Source organism: Escherichia sp. E2562 (assembly GCF_005781075.1).
Classification (GTDB): Bacteria; Pseudomonadota; Gammaproteobacteria; order Enterobacterales; family Enterobacteriaceae; genus Escherichia.
The window spans coordinates 1-19,033 of record NZ_VATM01000030.1 but is presented as its reverse complement, the minus strand read 5'-3'; the positions used below and the strand labels follow the sequence as shown (position 1 = coordinate 19,033).

At 50.6% G+C, this 19,033-nt stretch carries 19 protein-coding genes and 1 tRNA gene; 10 read left to right on the top strand and 10 right to left on the bottom strand.

Translation table 11 applies throughout. The features are described from left to right. Positions 1-24 precede the first annotated feature (24 nt). From tssB to tssH, 4 genes are all read right to left on the bottom strand, one after another. On the bottom strand, positions 25-570 hold the full coding sequence (gene tssB / locus FEK43_RS22275) for a type VI secretion system contractile sheath small subunit (RefSeq protein WP_130209733.1): 546 nt from the start codon (positions 568-570) through the stop codon (positions 25-27). 61 nt (positions 571-631) lie between these two features. Continuing rightward, complete coding sequence (locus tag FEK43_RS22270) at positions 632-922, bottom strand: hypothetical protein (RefSeq protein ID WP_135406091.1); 291 nt, start codon at positions 920-922, stop codon at positions 632-634. A 2-nt stretch (positions 923-924) separates the two neighbouring features. Beyond that, on the bottom strand, positions 925-1,488 hold the full coding sequence (locus FEK43_RS22265) for a peptidoglycan-binding domain-containing protein (protein WP_135406090.1): 564 nt from the start codon (positions 1,486-1,488) through the stop codon (positions 925-927). A 12-nt stretch (positions 1,489-1,500) separates the two neighbouring features. After that, positions 1,501-4,134 carry a type VI secretion system ATPase TssH gene (gene tssH, locus FEK43_RS22260; protein ID WP_138158709.1) on the bottom strand — a complete coding sequence of 878 codons (2,634 nt, stop codon included), beginning with the start codon at positions 4,132-4,134 and terminating at the stop codon, positions 1,501-1,503. A gap of 332 nt (positions 4,135-4,466) precedes the next feature. Here tssH and tagK point away from each other — a divergent pair, with 332 nt between their 5' ends. Genes tagK through FEK43_RS22230 form a run of 6 tightly spaced genes read left to right on the top strand, consistent with a single transcriptional unit; the run spans position 4,467 to position 10,640 of the window. Beyond that, positions 4,467-5,381, top strand: coding sequence for a type VI secretion system-associated protein TagK (gene tagK, locus FEK43_RS22255; RefSeq protein ID WP_135406089.1), 915 nt, complete (start codon positions 4,467-4,469; stop codon positions 5,379-5,381). Next, entirely contained in the window at positions 5,368-6,198 is an 831-nt protein-coding gene (locus tag FEK43_RS22250) for a type VI secretion system accessory protein TagJ (protein WP_135406088.1), read from the top strand. Before tagK ends, FEK43_RS22250 begins: the two co-directional genes overlap by 14 nt. Further along, the gene (tssE, locus tag FEK43_RS22245) at positions 6,195-6,689 is read left to right on the top strand and encodes a type VI secretion system baseplate subunit TssE (RefSeq protein ID WP_130209743.1); all 495 of its coding nucleotides are present in this window, start codon (positions 6,195-6,197) and stop codon (positions 6,687-6,689) included. Before FEK43_RS22250 ends, tssE begins: the two co-directional genes overlap by 4 nt. 15 nt (positions 6,690-6,704) lie before the next feature. Beyond that, positions 6,705-8,588 carry a type VI secretion system baseplate subunit TssF gene (tssF, locus tag FEK43_RS22240; protein ID WP_135406087.1) on the top strand — a complete coding sequence of 628 codons (1,884 nt, stop codon included), beginning with the start codon at positions 6,705-6,707 and terminating at the stop codon, positions 8,586-8,588. Continuing rightward, complete coding sequence (tssG, locus tag FEK43_RS22235; RefSeq protein WP_135406086.1) at positions 8,585-9,580, top strand: type VI secretion system baseplate subunit TssG; 996 nt, start codon at positions 8,585-8,587, stop codon at positions 9,578-9,580. Before tssF ends, tssG begins: the two co-directional genes overlap by 4 nt. Positions 9,581-9,590: 10 nt before the next feature. After that, the gene (locus tag FEK43_RS22230; protein ID WP_135406085.1) at positions 9,591-10,640 is read left to right on the top strand and encodes a type VI secretion system ImpA family N-terminal domain-containing protein; all 1,050 of its coding nucleotides are present in this window, start codon (positions 9,591-9,593) and stop codon (positions 10,638-10,640) included. 150 nt (positions 10,641-10,790) lie between these two features. Here FEK43_RS22230 and FEK43_RS22225 read toward each other — a convergent pair. Together FEK43_RS22225 and dnaQ are read right to left on the bottom strand one after the other, a co-directional pair. Then, positions 10,791-10,867, bottom strand: a tRNA-Asp gene (locus FEK43_RS22225). Between the two features lie 132 nt (positions 10,868-10,999). Next, the gene (gene dnaQ / locus FEK43_RS22220; RefSeq protein ID WP_001366128.1) at positions 11,000-11,731 is read right to left on the bottom strand and encodes a DNA polymerase III subunit epsilon; all 732 of its coding nucleotides are present in this window, start codon (positions 11,729-11,731) and stop codon (positions 11,000-11,002) included. Between the two features lie 64 nt (positions 11,732-11,795). Between dnaQ and rnhA the strand changes: the two genes are divergently transcribed. After that, entirely contained in the window at positions 11,796-12,263 is a 468-nt protein-coding gene (gene rnhA, locus FEK43_RS22215; protein WP_000917883.1) for a ribonuclease HI, read from the top strand. Here rnhA and FEK43_RS22210 read toward each other — a convergent pair. After that, the gene (locus tag FEK43_RS22210) at positions 12,260-12,982 is read right to left on the bottom strand and encodes a class I SAM-dependent methyltransferase (RefSeq protein WP_130224088.1); all 723 of its coding nucleotides are present in this window, start codon (positions 12,980-12,982) and stop codon (positions 12,260-12,262) included. The two genes, rnhA and FEK43_RS22210, sit on opposite strands and share 4 nt — an antisense overlap. Positions 12,983-13,015: 33 nt before the next feature. Between FEK43_RS22210 and gloB the strand changes: the two genes are divergently transcribed. Further along, positions 13,016-13,771 carry a hydroxyacylglutathione hydrolase gene (gene gloB, locus FEK43_RS22205; RefSeq protein ID WP_135406084.1) on the top strand — a complete coding sequence of 252 codons (756 nt, stop codon included), beginning with the start codon at positions 13,016-13,018 and terminating at the stop codon, positions 13,769-13,771. A gap of 71 nt (positions 13,772-13,842) precedes the next feature. After that, entirely contained in the window at positions 13,843-15,201 is a 1,359-nt protein-coding gene (mltD, locus tag FEK43_RS22200) for a murein transglycosylase D (RefSeq protein WP_032320646.1), read from the top strand. A 47-nt stretch (positions 15,202-15,248) separates the two neighbouring features. Here mltD and FEK43_RS22195 read toward each other — a convergent pair whose 3' ends face one another. Both FEK43_RS22195 and FEK43_RS22190 read right to left on the bottom strand, forming a co-directional pair. Then, on the bottom strand, positions 15,249-16,019 hold the full coding sequence (locus FEK43_RS22195; protein WP_135406083.1) for a class I SAM-dependent methyltransferase: 771 nt from the start codon (positions 16,017-16,019) through the stop codon (positions 15,249-15,251). A 77-nt stretch (positions 16,020-16,096) separates the two neighbouring features. Next, positions 16,097-16,897: an endonuclease/exonuclease/phosphatase family protein gene (locus FEK43_RS22190; RefSeq protein WP_089628352.1), complete on the bottom strand. Its 801-nt coding sequence runs from the start codon at positions 16,895-16,897 to the stop codon at positions 16,097-16,099. A gap of 240 nt (positions 16,898-17,137) precedes the next feature. Between FEK43_RS22190 and yafC the strand changes: the two genes are divergently transcribed. Further along, a complete protein-coding gene (yafC, locus tag FEK43_RS22185) occupies positions 17,138-18,052 on the top strand; it encodes a DNA-binding transcriptional regulator YafC (protein WP_135406082.1) in 915 nt (304 codons plus the stop codon). Here yafC and dkgB read toward each other — a convergent pair. Further along, positions 18,049-18,852: a 2,5-didehydrogluconate reductase DkgB gene (dkgB, locus tag FEK43_RS22180; protein WP_138158708.1), complete on the bottom strand. Its 804-nt coding sequence runs from the start codon at positions 18,850-18,852 to the stop codon at positions 18,049-18,051. The genes yafC and dkgB overlap by 4 nt on opposite strands. Positions 18,853-19,033 lie beyond the last annotated feature (181 nt).

Genomic DNA, 19,033 nt, shown 5'->3' with positions numbered 1-19,033 from the left:
GAAAGTTCCTTAATAAAATCGCAGTTAGTCTGCTGTTCCCGTTTCACCTGATAAGACACTTTCCTGTTGAACGACAGGTTTTGGCGCGCTGGCCAGAGCTTTCAGTAACGTCGGGTCTTGTAATAGTTTGTTGATCAGATTTTCTGCTCCCGCTTTACCATCCATGTAGGTTTGCAGGTTGGCAAGCTGAGTACGTGCTTCCAGCAGCTGGTTCAGGGCATCCACCTTACGGGCAATCTGCGCAGGCGAGAAATCGTCCATATTCTCCAGCGTGATATCGACCATTAACTGCCCTTCGCCCGTCAGCGTATTGGGGACAGCAAACGCCACGCGCGGCGCGATGGCTTTCATACGTTCATTAAAGTTATCGATATCAATATCAAGGAATTTACGGTCGGTGACCGATGGCAGCTCTTCACGTGGTTTACCGGCCAGATCGGCCAGCACTGCCATGACAAACGGCAGCTCGATTTTTTTCTCGGAGCCGTAAATCTCAACGTCATACTCAATCTGCACTCGGGGCGCTCGGTTGCGGGCAATAAACTTCTGCGCGCTATTGTTGATAGCCATAATCCTTCATTTCCTTATCAGTCAGCCGACGACCACCCGGGGTGTGATTCGACGGTACAGTTTAAAAATCATACGCAGAGAGTATTTTTATAATCTCTTTGTTTTCTTTGTACTTTTCCCGCAGTACAGGGAGTGATTTCTTCGCCGGAGGACACCAGGTATCAACCCCCTTTTCGATGTCTCTTTTATTCTTCTCTGGTAAAGAACTGTCCCATTCATCAGTAAGATGCTGGCACATTTCCGCATTACTCAGAAAATGTTGCACATCCTGTGGTAAAGGCGGTTCCCCCTGAACACAGAAAGCGAACATCATTAACAGAAATGTCCACAACGCCGAATAACGAAAAGTCATATTTAATGTCCATCAATTGACCAGTGGGATATATCTGTATTGCCGCCAACAAATTTTCTGACACCGTAACCCAGACCTACCGCCTGAAGCTGGGCATTCATTCCGGTTCGAGGTAGTGTATTAATTGCAACATTCTGACCATTGCTCCCCGCAATTGTTAATGTTCCGCTCCAACTGATATTCATATCTATCGCAGTACCGCGTGTATGGTTGGAGCTCAGTGCAGGCGCGACATTCAGATTATTCATACCATAGGCCGTGACCATAGCCTGCGCCGCTTCAAGCGAGGCTTGCTCAGTCGGGTGACCCCACTCAATATCCACCCCCTCCATAGCCGGGACGTTTTTTGCCTGAACGGTTTCATGAGCAATCAACCACGACCAGTGCATGAGATATGCTCTCGCGGGAGGGCGATATGTTGCAGAGATACTGACCCTTGCACGCGCATTACCAAGCGCGCGCAAAAAATTATCTACCGATGCACGAAAAGTCCCCTGCAAATCATTAGTGGAAGAACTTCCAGGAAAGCGACTGACCCACAGTGCGCCACTTAATTCTTTTGCCATAAGGATGCTCCATTAATCCGTTTCAAAAATAACGTGTTCATCGTCATCAACACGAATGCGGATTTGCGTAATGGCCTTTTTCTCTGTCATCGCCTGCAACCAGTAACGGGACAGTTGTGGGAGGATATGTTGTTCGATATAGCCGATGAGCAAACGAGCGCCGGTTTCGTGCATCGGGCAGCGCGACACAATATGCGTAATCAGTTCATCGCCATACACCAGTGAAACACCATGCTGCTCCACCATTCGATCTTTCAGCCTATCGAGATGCAGACGGGCAATAACGCCACGCGCCGTCTCATCCAGCGGTAAATAAGGAATAACCGTCACACGCCCCAAGAAAGCCGCCGGGAAGTGTTTGCGTAGCTCTGGCATTAACGCCTCTTTTAACCCTGCCGAATCGGGCATCAGCGCCGGATCCTCACAGAGTTGGCTGATAAGTTCCGCCCCAGCATTAGTAGTCAACAATAACGTGGTATTTTTGAAATCGATGTGAACACCTTCGCCGTCCTCCATCGCTCCTTTATCGAATACCTGGTAGAACAACTCGTGGACGTCGTGATGGGCTTTTTCAATTTCATCCAGCAGTACCACACTCCAGGGGTGACGGCGTACGGCTTCCGTCAGCACGCCACCTTCGCCATAGCCCACGTAGCCGGGCGGAGCCCCCTTCAGCGTGGAGACGGTATGCGACTCCTGAAACTCGCTCATATTAATGGTGATCAGGTTCTGCTCACCACCGTAGATAGATTCCGCCAGCGCCAGCGCGGTTTCGGTCTTACCGACACCAGACGGCCCGGCAAGTAAAAATACCCCTACTGGTTTACGCGGATCAGCTAAACCCGCCCGCGCGGTCTGGATACGCTCGCCAATCTGTGCCAGCGCGTCCATCTGTCCGGTAACACGCTGCGCCAGACGTGCGGGTAGTTCCAGAATCTGGCTGGCTTCATCTTTCACCATGCGGCCAGCGGGAATACCGGTCCAGTCGGAGACAATGGCGGCGACTACTGCCGCATTGACTTCCGGGAAAACGACGGGGTTTTCGCCCTGCCAACCTCTTAATGCCACTTCCGACTGTTGCAACGCGGTTTCGTCATGCTCGTCAGGTTCTGCTGAACGTTGTTTTTGTAAGGTATGAACCAACTCCAGTTCCTGCTGCCAGCGCTCTTCGGTGTCAGAAAGGTCTGTATTCAATGATGCGATCCGTGTCGCCAGTGTGTCGCCCCGCTCTGCGCGGATACCCATTTTTTTCTGCTTTAATAACAACTCCCGCTCCAGTTCGGCAGCGTTGAGCTGCTGACGCAAATACTGGACTTTCGCAGGCGGGGTATGGAGCGACAACGCCACACGGGCCGCCGCCGTATCCAGCAGACTAATGGCCTTATCCGGTAGCTGCCGGGCCGGAATGTAACGGTGAGAAAGCTGTACAGCGGCGCGCACGGCCTCATCAAGGATCAGGACGTCATGGTGTTTTTCCAGCGTGTTGACTAACCCGCGGACCATCTCAACAGCAGCAACCTCTTCCGGCTCTGCGACCTGTAACACCTGAAAACGCCGGGTCAATGCTGGATCTTTCTCAATATGCCGTTTGTACTCACTCCAGGTGGTTGCGCCGATGGTGCGCAGGCTGCCGCGCGCCAGCGCCGGTTTCAGCAGGTTGGCGGCGTCACCTGTACCGGATGAACCACCAGCGCCCACCAGGGTGTGAACTTCATCGACAAACAAAATCACCGGCTGCGGTGAGCGCGCAGCTTCTGCCAGCAGCGCCTTCAGACGGGATTCAAATTCGCCCTTCATGGACGCCCCGGCTAGCAACGCCCCGACATCCAGCGACAGCAGCCGTACATTACGCAATGAAGGCGGCACTTCACTCTTAACAATCGCCAGCGCGAATCCCTCCACCACTGCCGTTTTCCCAACGCCGGCCTCACCGGTTAGCAGGGGATTGTTCTGGCGACGACGCAGTAGAATATCCGTCATGGTACGGATCTCGTGCCCACGACCGGTGACCGGATCGATACCACCTTCACGCGCCAGTGCTGTCATGTCCTGGCAGTATTTCGCCAATGCGGATTTGCTCCCGGCTGATTCGCTCGGAAATACCTGACTTGCTTCCCCCGGAACAGCAGAATTCAAATCCGAACCGTCATATGGCATTTCTGTTATTTCAGGAGATGATGTGATTAAAGATGGAAGAGTATCTAACAATTCATCTACCGGCAGCGCAGCTAGTGGCGCACAGATCTTTTTTAACACTCGATATAATTCTGGTGTGGTTAACCAGGCAAGTAGTAACCAACCACTACGAATTTTTTGATCACCAAAGCGGATACTTGCCAACATCCAGGCTTTCTCAACAGAAAGATCGATGTGGTGGGAAAAATCGCTAATTACACTCGCGCCGGAAGGTAATATATTCAATTGCTGAATTAACGCCGTCTCATCATCAGAAGAGGTTATTTGGTAATGTCGAAGTACATTGTGAATATCATTCTCTGGTTGTTGTATTAGCTGATGCAACCAATGTATCAGTTCGACATAAGGGTTAGCGCGCAATTTACAGAACGTTGTCGCAGATTCTAAAGACCGAAATAAAGGTCTTGTTAGCTTTCCATATAGCGCACTGCGTGAAACAGGAGTGTCCATCTGTTACACCTAATGATGTAAAAACATATAAATGATACATTAATATAAATGTACCGATTAAGATTTCTAATTAATAGAATTATCAAAATCTCAGATTGAAACAATGATGCATATCACAGAATGCAATGTAATATAACGGTTAGTATCTTTTTCATGATGATTTTCAATACAAAAAGTTAATTGAATTCATATCATGAATACATATCAGCAATAATCACCATTATATATTTACGAGAAAATTAATATTGATAAAGCAAATTAATCAGCGTTACTTATCTAAAAAATATAAATAATTACTCTATTAAAAAAAACACTCTATACAGTGATACGTAATGAAACAAAATATTACCTGGGGACTGCAAAAAATACAGGGGCACGGAGTTACCGATGGCACCATTTACGCCACTGCAGGAACACAGATTATCTTCACAGTCAAAGCGCCATGGAGCCCTGTTTTTGATGTGGAGGAGGATACAAAGATTGCTCTCAGCCTGACTCGCCACGAAGAGGCATGGTGGATAATCAATCTGTCCGATGAATATTGTTGCACGGTAAATGACCTGATTGTGGAGCCACATCACCGTATGCGCCTGAATGAAGGGGACCTGATTGAATGGGGGTTATCTTCTTGGTGTCTTGTCCGGGACAATCCGATGTCTCCTGAGCCATGCGAGAAAAAAACGGCACTGCAGCCTGTCATTTCGCCTGAAACAACAACCGAATATCTCGATCTCGACTGGTTTCGACAACAACAACAGCAGCAGCAAAATCCGTTCGATATTATTCCGGTTCATGGCGCAGTCGCTACTGAAGGCACCCCAGATTCAGATACCCCACTAACCTTGCTTTATCAGGAATACCGCCAGGCGTTGTTGTCTCCTGAACAAGATATTCATCGTCATGCCGATCCTTTCCCCCTTAATGGAGAGGGTGGCACGCAGGAGTTGTCTTCATTGCGTGATCTGGTCACTGAAGCCGATACATTACAGGATATGGTCACTGGCGGGTTAAGTATTGACGCTATTCTCGATGTACTGGATGCCACCGGTGAAGGAGAAACTACCTGGCCTACCAAAAAGACTCCTCCTGATATCCTGCATCTGCTTTCTCCTGAATACAAACCGGAGGCAGTGCATAACGCCATTCTGCCCGATCTGACGCAGCGAGAGCACCGTGTCATCGGCATTGACAGCCATTACCGGATAAACCCGGCACAACACGGAGATATCACTCATGACAAACAATAACGTGCTACCGGCTACCTTGTCGGCGCTGCTGCGAGACTATTCCGTGGCGGAGGGCATTCAACTGGCGGAACACCAGGTAAAGATGCACCCGGCACAGGCTTCACGTCGGCACAGCCTGTTTCAGTTATTGTGCGCAATCGGTGACTGGCCGCGGGCGCTGCAACAAATTCAACTGTGCGCCCGAGTGGACGCAAATTATGCTCGCGAGGCACAGGTATTTGGCGAGCTGATCCGCTGTGAAATATACCGTCACTCCTGCTTTCAGGGCGAACAGCGTCCCGGTTTTATTCTCCCACCACTCGCCTGGATGGAGGATTTACTGGCTGCTCTCGCCTGTAACGCCCGCGGCGAAGTGCAGGAAGCCGATGCCAACCGCAGCCACGCGCTTGAAGCTATAACAGACACCACCGGGCAGTGGAATGGCGGCGTATTCGACTGGATAAGCGACAGTGACTCGCGTACCGGCCCGGTGCTGGAACTGGTCGCTGGTGGCGTGTATATCTGGCTGCCATTTTCGCAAATTCGTTCACTGAAATCCCCCCTGCCGGCTAATCTGACAGATCTAATCTGGAAACCCGTCAATATCACACTTCACAACGGCGACACACACAGCGCCTGGCTGTTTCCTCGCTACAGTGGTTCTGAAAGCGCTGCTGACGCCTTGCGTCTGTGCCGGGAAACCACCTGGCAGGATGGGCCAGGAGAAACTCTGGTTACGGCGTTAGGACAAAAAATGTGGCTCACCAGCCACGGCGATATCAGCCTGCTGGATATGACCTCTTGTACCTTTAATACACCCGAAAGCAGTGACGCATGAGCGCCTCTCGTTTGCGCCAAAGCAACCACCTGATGCCTACATTGTTTGATCGACTGTGTGACGATGCCCCGCAGCAGAAGCGCGATCACGATATCAGCGTCAGTTCAGTCCAGTTCAAGGAGATCATCCGCCGGGATTTGTCATTTTTACTCAACACCGTCAGTCATGAAGATGATATTGATGCCACTCGTTACCCAGAGGCGGCAGCTTCTGTTCTGAACTACGGCCTGCCTCCACTGGCAGGCAGCTTTCTGTATGAACACAAGTGGGACGATATCCGCAGGGCTATTTTACGCACGATTACTCGATTTGAACCCCGGCTGAAAGCATCCACCCTGCAAATAATTCCACTACAGGATGAACAACGCCAGAGTGGCCATAACACATTACAGTTTGAAATTCGTGGCGAAATCCTTACGCAGCCGTATCCGACGGCATTCCGGGTACGCAGCGCGTTGGATATGGAACAGAGCCGCATTACGTTTTTTTAATATAGAGGGTGACCGATGGATCCACGGCTACTGGAATACTATAACCGCGAATTGAGCTACCTGCGTGAAACGGGAGCCGAATTTGCCGAACGTCATCCCAAAGTCGCCGCCCGGCTGGGAATGCAGGGAACGGATATTGCCGATCCGTATGTGGAGCGGATGGTTGAGGCCTTCAGCTTCCTGACTGCCCGTACGCAGCTTAAAATTGACGCTGAATTTCCGCGTTTCACCCAGCGCCTGCTGGAGGTCGTCAGCCCCAATTATGTTACTCCCACGCCCTCAATGAGCGTGGCACAGTTGCATCCCGATCCGGAAGAAGGCGATTTGGCGAAGGGATTCACCGTCCCACGCGACACCGCTTTTTTTTCCGCCATTCCGGAAGGCGAAAGTACCGCCTGCCAGTTTCGCAGCAGCCAGGATGTGACGCTGTGGCCGCTCACCATCGAAGAGGTGCGCCTGACTGCAGCTCCACCGGATATGCCTGCTCTGCATCGCTACCTACCTACCAACATTCATGTCGCCGGTGCGCTGCGTATTACCCTGCGCACCTTCGGTGAACTAACGTTTAGCCAACTTGCCGGGCTGGACAGGCTGCCGCTATATCTCTGCGGCGAGGAACGCACAGCCTCTCACCTGTTCGAACTTCTGCATACCAGTTCCATTGCCACACTGGCAGGCGTTCCGGGTCATTTTGACGGCGTACTGGATGTAAATCTGAAACAGCCAGTTACCTACGAGGGGCTGGAGCCAGGTCAGGGACTGCTGCCACTGGCCTGGAACGTATTTCACGGTCATAACCTGCTGCATGAATATTTTGCCTGTCCGGAACGCTTTTATTTTTTCACGCCGGCAGGTCTGTCTGCCGGGTTACAGAAAATTAACGGCGGCGTAGCGGAGATTGTGATCTTACTAAATCACCTGCCGCCGGACTGGCTGATCCACCAGACAAATGCGTCACAGTTCAGCCTGTTCTGTACCCCGGTTGTTAACCTTTTTCCCCGCGTCACCGCCCGAATCGACGTCACCCACAGCTCGACAGAGCAGCACCTTGTGGTGGACAGGACCCATCCACTGGATTATGAGGTGTTCTCGGTCCAGGAAGTGGAAGGGCTGGAAACCGACACTACACGGAAAATGACCTTTCGCCCGCTCTACCACACCCGCAATAACGATGAAGGCAACCACGGGCGCTATTTTTCCCTGCGCCGGGAGCCGCGTCGGTTGTCGGAAAACGCCCGCCGCTACGGCACCCGCACCCCCTATACGGGATCGGAAGTGTTCCTGTCACTGGTTGACCAATATGAAGCGCCATACCCGGAAAATCTGCGCCATATCACCATCACGGCCATGGTCACCAACCGCGATCTCCCCTGCCTTATTGCACGCAATGGCTGGGACGATCTGACCGTGGATGCGGCCATCCCGGTGGCGGGCGTGGGACTTATTCACCCGCCTCGTCCGCCGCAGCATCCACTGGCGGAACGTGAAATGGCCTGGCGGTTGATCCGCCAGTTATCCTTTAATTATCTGCCGTTGGCCGATCTGGATCACCGTACCGGCGGTCAAGCGCTACGCGATCTGCTTAACCTGTTTATTCCGGCGCATGACAGTCCGCAATCACGACAGGTACGCAGCCTGATTGGCTGCAAAACAACGCCGGTCACCCGCCGTCTGCCGGGTTCCGGGCTGCTGGTCTATGGTCGCGGCGTCTGTTGTGAGCTGACGGTGGATGAAGAAGGTTTTTCTGGCATCAGTCCGTATCTGTTCGGCCTGGTGCTGGAACACTATATCGCCCGTCATGTTTCCATTAATACCTTCTCGCAGATGACGCTGCACAGTATGCAGCGCGGCAAAATTATAACCTGGCCGGTCAGGGCCGGACAGCGGGGAAGTGTATGAACGGCGATTTCACTCAGGCGCAGGGAATGCCCTGGCGTTACGGTTTTCTGAACCTGATGCGCCGCGTGAATGTACAGTTGTGTACCGTCCCTGCAGGTAGTGCCTGGCAGCCACGAATGGAAAAATTCCGCCTCGGGCAAACACCTGCGCTGACTTTTGCACCACGGGAAATCGCCAGTGTAAGCTGGCAGGAAGGGCGCCTGCACGTCAGTCTGTACAGCCTCGGGCTGTGGGGGCCGAATGGCCCGCTGCCGCTGCACTACACCGAACTGGCGCGTAACCGGACCGAAAGCTACCGCGATCCGACGCTAACCTGTTTTACTGACCTTTTTCATCACCGCTGGCTGACCCAGTTTTATCAGGCCTGGCGCAGCGCCCAGTCAGCTGGAGGTGGTCTGGATAAACCGAAATATGACCGATTTGCCTTTTATATCGCCAGCCTCAGCGGGCAAGATTTGCGAGAAAGTGTAGACAGCCCGCTACCGGATCACGTTCGCCTGGCGGCATCGGCTCATCTGGCGCGCGAATCACGCAATCCAGACGGGCTGGCTGCCACGCTGGCGCACTATTTCGGCGTGCCTTTCCGGATACAGGAATATGTCCTGCACTGGATACCCGTGGCAGATGATGAAATTACCCGGCTGGGGACACCAGCCCTTTCTTCCATCATTGGCAACGGCGCACTCATCGGTCAGGCCGTACCGGACATGCAGTATAAGTTCAGACTGGTGATTGGCCCACTGACGCTGGCCGATTATCAACGCTTCCTGCCTGGCGGCAACAACCTGCCCGTATTGACGGAATTGGTTCGCGCCTTTACCGGGTTTGAATACTGCTGGGAAATTGAGCTACAGCTAAAACCACACGCCGCTCCTCCTGCCGTTACCGGCGGCCCATATCAGTTAGGCTGGACCGCCTGGGCTGGAAAAGCCATGCACGACGATCCGGTGACAGGCATGATTTTCGAACCTGAGCACTATCTGGCGCACTAAGGATAATTTAATGGATACATCTCTGTCAGACCCTATTTCGGCCGAACGCCCCTGTGGCCCGGATCTGGAATATGATCCGGAATACCTGCTGCTGTTCACCCGCGCTGCACCGCGTGAAGAAGCGCAATATGGCGATTTTGTCAGTACGCCGGAAACCATTAACTGGGCAGAACTCGAGCGAGACGCTCGCCGCCTGCTGACACGAAGCAAAGATATCCGAATCCTGGTGATTCTACTGCGCTGCCGTATCCAGCAGGCCGGAGCCAGAGGACTGGCAGAGGCACTCACGCAACTCGAAACGCTGTGCAGCTTGTACCCGGATACCATCCATCCACAACTGCTTGCAACTGAAGATATCACCGCCGAAGATGCGGCAGTGGCGCGCAGCAACGCACTATCGGCGTTGCTGGACCACGAAGGCGTAATGGCGGATATCCGAGGCATTACGCTGTCAAATAATGCCGCTTTGCGCCTCCAGGTACGAGATGTGGAACGCTCGTTGTCTGCATCACGCCCGGCGGATGCCCTGGCGCCGGAATCGGTACGTCAGCAATTGGCCGATCTGGAAGCTCGCGGTGTACTGCCGCTAGACGCTTTTCGCCAGGCCGCTGAAAACACTGAGCGACTGCAACGCCATGCGCGTAAAATGCTGAATGACCATGCTCCGGACTTTTCGCGGCTTACGCAACTGCTGACTCTGTTACCGGGAGCGGTGCAATCAACCACGCCAGAGATCCCATCACAGGAAACATTGGCTGTTCTTCCGGAGCATGTCTCCATCAATAATACTGAAACGGCACAGGCAGAGTATGTTGCACCACTCGAAGATATACCTGCTGAAAAGACCGGAAAGGTCTGCGCAGAACAAAGGCAAATTAGCGACCGGAACGATGCGCTGGAACGTTTGAGAGTTATACGTCGCTGGTTTGAGTATAGCGAGCCGAGCAGTCCGACTATTCCCTTGTTGCGTCAGGCAGAGCGCCTGGTCGGAAAACGCTTCTCGGAAGTAATAAATGAATTTCCAGCAGAATTACTGGAGAAATGGGATGCGTTGGAATAACAGAAATGGCCAGAATTTATAATAGCTGGTCATTATATATGATGTGACAGTTTTTTAGATTATATCTATTTGCCTTCAGGGGCAACAAACTCTCCTGAAGGCTAAAACGACGAAAGCCTGAATCATTACTGACTCAGGCTTTCTGAATATTGGCGGAACGGACGGGACTCGAACCCGCGACCCCCTGCGTGACAGGCAGGTATTCTAACCGACTGAACTACCGCTCCGTGTTGTGTTCCTTTGTGAACGAGGCGAATATTACGGATTGCCTCGGCCTTCGTCAACGATTTTTCTCATCTTTTGAATCGTTTGCTGCAAAAATCGCCCAACTCGCTATTTTTAGCGCCTTTCACAGGTATTTATGCCCGCCAGAGGCAGCTTCCGCCCTTCTTCTGCACCAGATCGAGACGAGCTTCATGTGCTGCAAGCTCTTCATCTGTCGCAAAAACAACGCGTAACTTACTTGCCTGACGTACAATGCGCTGAATTGTTGCTTCACCTTGCTGCTGTTGTGTCTCTCCTTCCATCGCAAAAGCCATCGACGTTTGACCACCGGTCATCGCCAGATAAACTTCCGCAAGGATCTGGGCATCGAGTAATGCCCCGTGCAGCGTTCGTTTACTGTTATCTATTTCGTAGCGAGCACATAATGCATCGAGGCTGTTGCGCTTACCGGGAAACATTTTCCTCGCCACCGCAAGGCTATCGGTGACCTTACAGAAGGTATTCGTCTTCGGAATATCGCGCTTAAGCAACGAAAACTCGTAGTCCATAAAGCCGATATCAAACGCTGCGTTATGGATAACCAGCTCCGCGCCGCGAATATAGTCCATGAACTCATCGGCTACTTCGGCAAACGTGGGCTTATCGAGCAAAAACTCATCGGCAATACCGTGTACGCCAAAGGCTTCCGGATCCACCAGCCGATCGGGTTTGAGATAAACATGGAAGTTATTGCCCGTCAGTCGACGGTTCACCACTTCAACGGCACCAATCTCAATGATCTTGTGGCCTTCATAGTGCGCGCCAATCTGGTTCATACCGGTGGTTTCGGTATCGAGAACGATCTGGCGTGTAATTGCAGTGCTCATAGCGGTCATTTATGTCAGACTTGTCGTTTTACAGTTCGATTCAATTACAGGAAGTCTACCAGAGATGCTTAAACAGGTAGAAATTTTCACCGATGGTTCGTGTCTGGGTAATCCAGGACCTGGGGGTTACGGTGCTATTTTACGCTATCGTGGACGCGAAAAAACCTTTAGCGCTGGCTACACCCGCACCACCAACAACCGTATGGAGTTGATGGCCGCTATTGTCGCGCTGGAAGCGTTAAAAGAACACTGTGAAGTCATTCTGAGTACCGACAGCCAGTATGTCCGCCAGGGGATCACCCAGTGGATCCATAACTGGAAAAAACGTGGCTGGAAAACAGCAGACAAAAAACCAGTAAAAAATGTCGATCTCTGGCAACGTCTTGATGCCGCGTTGGGGCAGCATCAAATCAAATGGGAATGGGTAAAAGGCCATGCCGGTCATCCAGAAAACGAACGTTGCGATGAACTGGCTCGTGCCGCGGCAATGAATCCCACACTGGAAGATACGGGCTACCAAGTCGAAGTTTAAGCCTGTGGTTTACGAAATTGCCGGGTGGCGCCGACCGCCTGGCGAATTCGCGGTTTGTTTTTGCTCTGTTTCATCGGGTTGAGCGTTAAAGGAATAGTCCGTTTCCGGGCAACGATAAGTTGTAAGCAACCAAGCGCAGGAATATGCGCGCTCAATAGTTTTCCACCATGTTTATTCCACGGGAGAACGTGGAAACGGCTGGCGTGTAGCACTTCAAAATTCAACAAAGAGAGCCAGTCCAGTTGCCGCATCAGGGTAAACATCCGGCTGTTATAAGGCGATGTTTTTCGCAAGACTGGCACAAGTTTACGTAATCCCATTAAACTGATGGGATTGAAGCCACTAATGACCAGCCAGCCATCATCAATCAATACCCGATCGGCTTCACGCAACAAACGATGCGGATCGGTGCACCATGGCAACGTATGCGCCAATAGACAAACATCGACGGATTTATCGGCAAAAGGAAGATGAAGTGGGTCCGCCTGCACCTGTACGGGCATTCCTTGCGCAGAAACATTCACTTGATGAGAAACCGCGCACGCTTCGCAATTGATTTCTGCGCTTAAATTGCCAATCTTAAGCAGATGAAAACCATACATTTTCGTGAACCATGGGTTGAGCTGGCGCTCCAGCGCCTTGCGATAAAGCTCTCCCCAGGGCAAATCGCCCCAGCAATCAGGAGCCACGACTGTTTGAGGGTTCCTTGCCGGTTTCATCACAACCTTCCGTTTCACACTGAGAGGTAATATATGAATCTTAACAGTATTCCTGCCTTTGATGACAATTACATCTGGGTTTTGAATGATGAAGCAGGCCGTTGCCTGATTGTCGATCCTGGAGAAGCGGAGCCGGTAGTAAAGGCCATTGCCGCCAATAACTGGCAACCGGAGGCCATATTTCTCACCCACCATCACCACGATCACGTTGGCGGCGTAAAAGAACTGGTGGAAAAGTTTCCGCAAATTGTGGTCTACGGTCCACAAGAGACACAAGATAAGGGAACAACGCAGGTAGTCAAAGATGGTGATACTGCCTTCGTTTTGGGGCATGAATTTAGTGTAATTGCTACACCTGGTCACACTTTAGGACACATCTGTTGCTTCAGTAATCCTTATCTATTTTGCGGTGATACTCTTTTCTCTGGTGGCTGCGGGCGATTATTTGAAGGTACAGCTTCTCAAATGTATCAATCACTTAAAAAATTAAGTGCTCTACCTGACGATACACTGGTATGTTGTGCTCATGAATATACTTTATCAAATATGAAGTTTGCCTTGAGTATTCTTCCGCACGATTTGTCCATAAATGATTATTATCGTAAAGTTATTGAGTTACGGGCAAAAAATCAAATTACACTCCCCGTAATTCTGAAAAATGAGCGGAAAATTAATGTTTTTTTAAGAACAGAAGATATTGATTTAATTAATGTAATTAATAAAGAAACATTATTGCAACAACCTGAGGAACGTTTTGCCTGGTTAAGGTCAAAGAAAGATAGATTCTGATAAAACTTTCTTGTCATCGGCTTCGTTCGCCGTTATGATCGGTCGTCTTTTAAGCAACTATTGACACACACATGAAGGCAAAAGCGATATTACTCGCCTCTGTCCTGCTCGTGGGTTGCCAGAGTACCGGTAACGTCCAACAGCACGCACAGAGCCTTTCTGCAGCTGGTCAAGGGGAAGCAGCAAAGTTTACAAGTCAGGCACGATGGATGGACGATGGGACGTCTATCGCGCCAGATGGTGACTTGTGGGCTTTCATTGGCGACGAGCTAAAGATGGGAATTCCGGAAAATGACCGGATTCGCGAACAGAAACAGAAATATTTACGCAATAAGAGCTATCTCCACGATGTAACTTTACGGGCAGAGCCGTATATGTACTGGATAGCCGGGCAAGTTAAAAAACGTAACATGCCTATGGAACTGGTACTACTACCCATAGTGGAGAGCGCTTTTGATCCTCACGCGACGTCTGGCGCCAATGCCGCAGGCATCTGGCAGATCATTCCGAGCACGGGGCGCAATTATGGTTTGAAACAGACCCGCAATTATGACGCGCGTCGCGATGTTGTTGCTTCAACGACAGCCGCGCTGAACATGATGCAACGTCTGAACAAGATGTTTGACGGCGACTGGCTTTTGACCGTAGCGGCTTATAATAGCGGCGAAGGTCGAGTCATGAAGGCAATTAAAACGAACAAAGCACGTGGGAAATCCACAGACTTTTGGTCGCTACCGTTGCCGCAGGAAACGAAGCAGTACGTGCCTAAAATGCTGGCATTGAGCGATATTCTCAAAAACAGCAAACGTTATGGTGTACGTCTGCCGACGACCGATGAAAGCCGTGCTCTGGCGCGTGTACACCTGAGTAGCCCGGTTGATATGGCGAAGGTTGCAGATATGGCGGGAATTTCCGTCAGCAAGCTGAAGACATTCAACGCTGGTGTAAAAGGCTCCACGCTGGGAGCAAGTGGTCCGCAGTACGTGATGGTGCCAAAGAAGCATGCAGATCAACTGCGTGAATCTCTGGCTTCCGGCGAAATTGCTGCCGTACAGTCGACACTGGTTGCCGACAATACGCCGCTTAACAGCCGTGTTTACACCGTTCGTTCTGGCGACACGCTTTCAAGTATCGCTTCACGTCTCGGCGTAAGCACCAAAGATTTGCAGCAGTGGAACAAACTGCGCGGATCTAAGCTGAAACCAGGCCAAAGTCTGACGATTGGCGCAGGTAGTAGCGCACAGCGGTTGGCAAACAACAGCGATAGCATTACGTATCGTGTGCGCAAAGGCGATTCGCTTTCAAGCATTGCTAAACGCCACGGCGTGAACATCAAAGATGTGATGCGCTGGAACAGCGACACTGCGAATCTGCAACCGGGCGATAAGCTGACGTTGTTTGTGAAAAACAACAACATGCCAGATTCCTGACAAACCAGATAATAAAAAGGCACCGATTCCCCCGGTGCCTTTTTTATTTATGCCGCTTTATGTGCTTCTACCATGATGATATCACTGGTGAAAGAGCCATCATTCTGCAAGGCAAAATACGTTTTCACCTCTGTCGATGCGCTCTGTTGGTAAATGCGAATAGCGTCTACTAACGCTTCTGGCGTACGCATTCTGGCGACCCATGAAGAAAATTCCAGCGGTAACTTATCTGTTATTAAATTATCAACTATCAGATTGGCTTCATTGATTAACGTCAACCACTCACCGCTGGCGTAGTTTCGTACGTGAGAGGTATCGCGTAATGCTTCTACCGTCTGTAACCAGATGTCGCGCACTGGGTGACCCGGAGACATTACGTCCATCACAATCAGCCTACCGCTGGGTTTCAATATCCGATTCACTTCACGCAGTGCTGCACCAACATCATGCCAGTGATGGGCAGAATAACGGCTGATAACAATATCAAATGCGTTATCGGCAAATGGCAGACTTTCGGCATATCCCTGGCGGGTGGCGATATTTTTCAGGTGCCGAGCTTCGGCAGCTTGTGCCACGACATCCAGCATTTGGGCAGATAAGTCATACGCCACCACCGCGCTCACGTTTTGCGCAGCGACAAAGCTGGCATGCCCTGCTCCGCAGCCCATATCAAGTACATTTGCATCAGGATAATCAGCCAGACGCACCGCCAGGCGCTGTAAATCTCGCCCGGATGCATGTACGGTACTGGTTAAATACTCACTGGCCTGCGAGCTAAACTGCTTTTCTACGTGGTCATGGTGGGATTGTATTGTCATTGCGCTGTCCTTTTGTTGTTTGAGTATAAAAGGGCAGCGCCAAACGTTGGTCTGCCCTGTGGCAGACCTGACATACCTTATTTATCAGGCTTGCCGGGACTGAATTCAACGAGTAGCGGATTGTGATCGGAAGCGCGCGTAACCAGTACAGAAGCTTCGCTGACGTTAAGACCACGGTAGAAAACAAAATCGAGCGGGCGACCAAACGCCCGACGGCGCTGATCATCGGTAAAACGCACCTGGCGCAGCGACATTTCCCGCGCAAAGCGATATAACGCGTTCATCCTTCTACGGCTCCAGGCATTGAAATCTCCCGCCATAATGACCGGGCCGCTGTGATGGGCAATCTGATCGCCAATAGGAAGTAACTGCTTACTGTAAACATCTACGCCAAGACTGAAGTTGACGGCGTGAATATTGACGACCATCAACAGGCGGGTATCAGGTAATGGGTAGACCGTCACCAGCGCTGATTTCGCCAGACGTAAAATAGGTTCACGTTCGCGTAACGGGCAGCAATAAATGGGATGTGCCGCCGAAAGGGTCATTACACCGGAAGGATGCTGCGGCAGCACGAAAGCGGGTACCTGATCAGCAGCAAGATAGTTAGCAGTCGCAAACTGTACTAACTCCGGCGTTGTTTGCGCTTCCTGTAATAAAACCAGATGTGCATCTTTGCCGTAGTTCTTTAATACCGACAACCATTCAGCGCGTTGCTGTTTGTATATGTTCCACACCAGGATCCGAATACGCTCTTCGGTACTTAACGGTTCTCCGGGCGGTAATGCCTGGCCAATGCTCGCAAAAGACCCCGGCGGTAAAATCCTTTCCGCAGGTTGTCCGGCAACATAGCGCATGGCATAGGTGTTTTTTCGCACTTTTGACTTTGAAACCTCTATTACGTCACCCCTTCCGCATTCAGGAGGGTTCTACTGTTATAGGGATTTTAGCTCACTCTTTCAACGAGCAATTGTATATTGTTATGTAAGCAAGTGCTTACACCGGTCAGAATTTTACTCATTATTGAGAACATTAAATCGGATGACATATCACGTATCCTGATGGTTTAATGACAAATAAATCCACAATCTCTCTTATATTTTGCGACAGAGGCAAAAATGAAAGCTACGTCGGAAGAACTCGCTATTTTTGTTTCGGTTGTCGAAAGCGGCAGCTTTAGCCGGGCGGCCGAACAATTAGGGCAAGCGAACTCTGCGGTAAGCCGGGCAGTCAAGAAGTTGGAAATGAAACTAGGCGTCAGCTTGCTTAATCGCACCACGCGACAACTTAGCCTGACGGAAGAAGGCGAACGTTATTTTCGTCGCGTACAGTCAATTTTGCAGGAGATGGCAGCGGCAGAATCAGAAATTATGGAGACGCGTAATACACCGCGTGGACTGTTACGGATCGATGCCGCGACGCCAGTGGTGCTGCACTTTCTGATGCCGTTGATTAAGCCTTTCCGTGAACGCTATCCGGAAGTCACTTTATCGCTAGTCTCCTCCGAAACGATTATTAATTTGATCGAAAGAAAAGTGGATGTCGCGATACGCGCCGGTACGTTAACGGGTTCCAGCTTACGTGCCAGGCCGTTATTTAACAGTTATCGAAAAATTATCGCCTCCCCTGATTATATTTCCCGCTACGGTAAGCCAGAAACGATCGACGATTTAAAGCAACATGTTTGCCTGGGCTTCACTGAACCCGCTTCCCTCAATACCTGGCCGATAGCCTGTAGTGATGGGCAATTACATGAGGTGAAGTACGGTTTGTCATCCAATAGTGGGGAAACACTGAAACAGCTTTGCCTGAGTGGCAACGGGATTGCGTGTTTGTCCGACTACATGATCGACAGAGAAATCGCTCGCGGAGAATTGGTGGAGTTAATGGCAGATAAAGTGTTGCCAGTTGAAATGCCATTCAGTGCAGTCTATTACAGCGACCGTGCGGTAAGTACGCGCATCCGGGCTTTTATCGATTTCCTTAGCGAGCATGTAAAAACAGCTCCCGGAGGAGCTGTCAGAGAGGCTTAATCCCATTCAGGAGCCAGACCTTCCGGGCTAACCAGGCGGTCGTTGCAATCCAGTGCGGCGATCGCTTTTTTATCTTCGGCATCAAGCTGTAAATTTTGTGCCTTAAGATTACTCTCCAGGTTTTCACGTTTAGTAGAAGAAGGAATTACTGAGTAACCTTCCCCCATAGCCCACGCCAGAATCACTTGTGCCGGAGTCGCATTGTGTTTAGCTGCGATACGAGCAATAACCTCATCTTTCAGTGCCTTACCATAAGCCAGCGTCATATAGGAAGTGATATGAATACCGTGCTGTTTGGCCCAATCAACCACTTTACGGTTTTGCAGATAAGGAGAGAGTTCAATCTGGTTAGTAGCGATGTTTTCAGCGCCAACAGCAGCAATCGCTTTTTCCATCAGCGGGATCGTGAAGTTGGAAATACCGAACTTACGCGTCAGCCCTTGTTTTTTGGCTTCCAGCAGCGCCTGCATAAACTCTTCAACAGAGACTTCATCGTTTGGTGACGGCCAGTGGATTAGCGTCAGATCAACATAATCGGTACGCAATTTTTGCAGGCTTTCTTTCAGGCTCGGGATCAATTTGTCTTTGCTGAGATTTTCAATCCAGATTTTAGTGGTGATGTAGAGTTCATGACGAGGCACGCCACTTTCTGCAATCGCCTGACCTACTGCAGCTTCGTTATCATAGATTTGTGCGGTATCAATTGCGCGATAACCAAGTTCTAGCGCCGTTTTCACAGATGAAATAACAACGTCGTCTTTGAGACGGAAAGTACCTAAACCAAATACGGGGATAGCCATAATATGCCTCTTTTAATGCTATTTTCGTTAATTGAGGTGATTATGGGCTTCAGACTGTTGCGGAAAAAGGGCGCAAAATGCAGAGGATTTTTGCGATTTTAGCAATAATAGAAATACAAACGAAAAAAAACCTCGAGCGTTAACTCGAGGCTTCTTAATAAGTGGCGGAACGGACGGGACT

What these genes read in the sequence shown, in the direction of transcription:
- tssB (WP_130209733.1), bottom strand. Translation starts at nt 570, where the DNA reads ATGGCTATCAACAATAGCGCGCAGAAGTTTATTGCCCGCAACCGAGCG.
- FEK43_RS22270 (WP_135406091.1), bottom strand. Translation starts at nt 922, where the DNA reads ATGACTTTTCGTTATTCGGCGTTGTGGACATTTCTGTTAATGATGTTC.
- FEK43_RS22265 (WP_135406090.1), bottom strand. Translation starts at nt 1,488, where the DNA reads ATGGCAAAAGAATTAAGTGGCGCACTGTGGGTCAGTCGCTTTCCTGGA.
- tssH (WP_138158709.1), bottom strand. Translation starts at nt 4,134, where the DNA reads ATGGACACTCCTGTTTCACGCAGTGCGCTATATGGAAAGCTAACAAGA.
- tagK (WP_135406089.1), top strand. Translation starts at nt 4,467, where the DNA reads ATGAAACAAAATATTACCTGGGGACTGCAAAAAATACAGGGGCACGGA.
- FEK43_RS22250 (WP_135406088.1), top strand. Translation starts at nt 5,368, where the DNA reads ATGACAAACAATAACGTGCTACCGGCTACCTTGTCGGCGCTGCTGCGA.
- tssE (WP_130209743.1), top strand. Translation starts at nt 6,195, where the DNA reads ATGAGCGCCTCTCGTTTGCGCCAAAGCAACCACCTGATGCCTACATTG.
- tssF (WP_135406087.1), top strand. Translation starts at nt 6,705, where the DNA reads ATGGATCCACGGCTACTGGAATACTATAACCGCGAATTGAGCTACCTG.
- tssG (WP_135406086.1), top strand. Translation starts at nt 8,585, where the DNA reads ATGAACGGCGATTTCACTCAGGCGCAGGGAATGCCCTGGCGTTACGGT.
- FEK43_RS22230 (WP_135406085.1), top strand. Translation starts at nt 9,591, where the DNA reads ATGGATACATCTCTGTCAGACCCTATTTCGGCCGAACGCCCCTGTGGC.
- dnaQ (WP_001366128.1), bottom strand. Translation starts at nt 11,731, where the DNA reads ATGAGCACTGCAATTACACGCCAGATCGTTCTCGATACCGAAACCACC.
- rnhA (WP_000917883.1), top strand. Translation starts at nt 11,796, where the DNA reads ATGCTTAAACAGGTAGAAATTTTCACCGATGGTTCGTGTCTGGGTAAT.
- FEK43_RS22210 (WP_130224088.1), bottom strand. Translation starts at nt 12,982, where the DNA reads ATGAAACCGGCAAGGAACCCTCAAACAGTCGTGGCTCCTGATTGCTGG.
- gloB (WP_135406084.1), top strand. Translation starts at nt 13,016, where the DNA reads ATGAATCTTAACAGTATTCCTGCCTTTGATGACAATTACATCTGGGTT.
- mltD (WP_032320646.1), top strand. Translation starts at nt 13,843, where the DNA reads ATGAAGGCAAAAGCGATATTACTCGCCTCTGTCCTGCTCGTGGGTTGC.
- FEK43_RS22195 (WP_135406083.1), bottom strand. Translation starts at nt 16,019, where the DNA reads ATGACAATACAATCCCACCATGACCACGTAGAAAAGCAGTTTAGCTCG.
- yafC (WP_135406082.1), top strand. Translation starts at nt 17,138, where the DNA reads ATGAAAGCTACGTCGGAAGAACTCGCTATTTTTGTTTCGGTTGTCGAA.
- dkgB (WP_138158708.1), bottom strand. Translation starts at nt 18,852, where the DNA reads ATGGCTATCCCCGTATTTGGTTTAGGTACTTTCCGTCTCAAAGACGAC.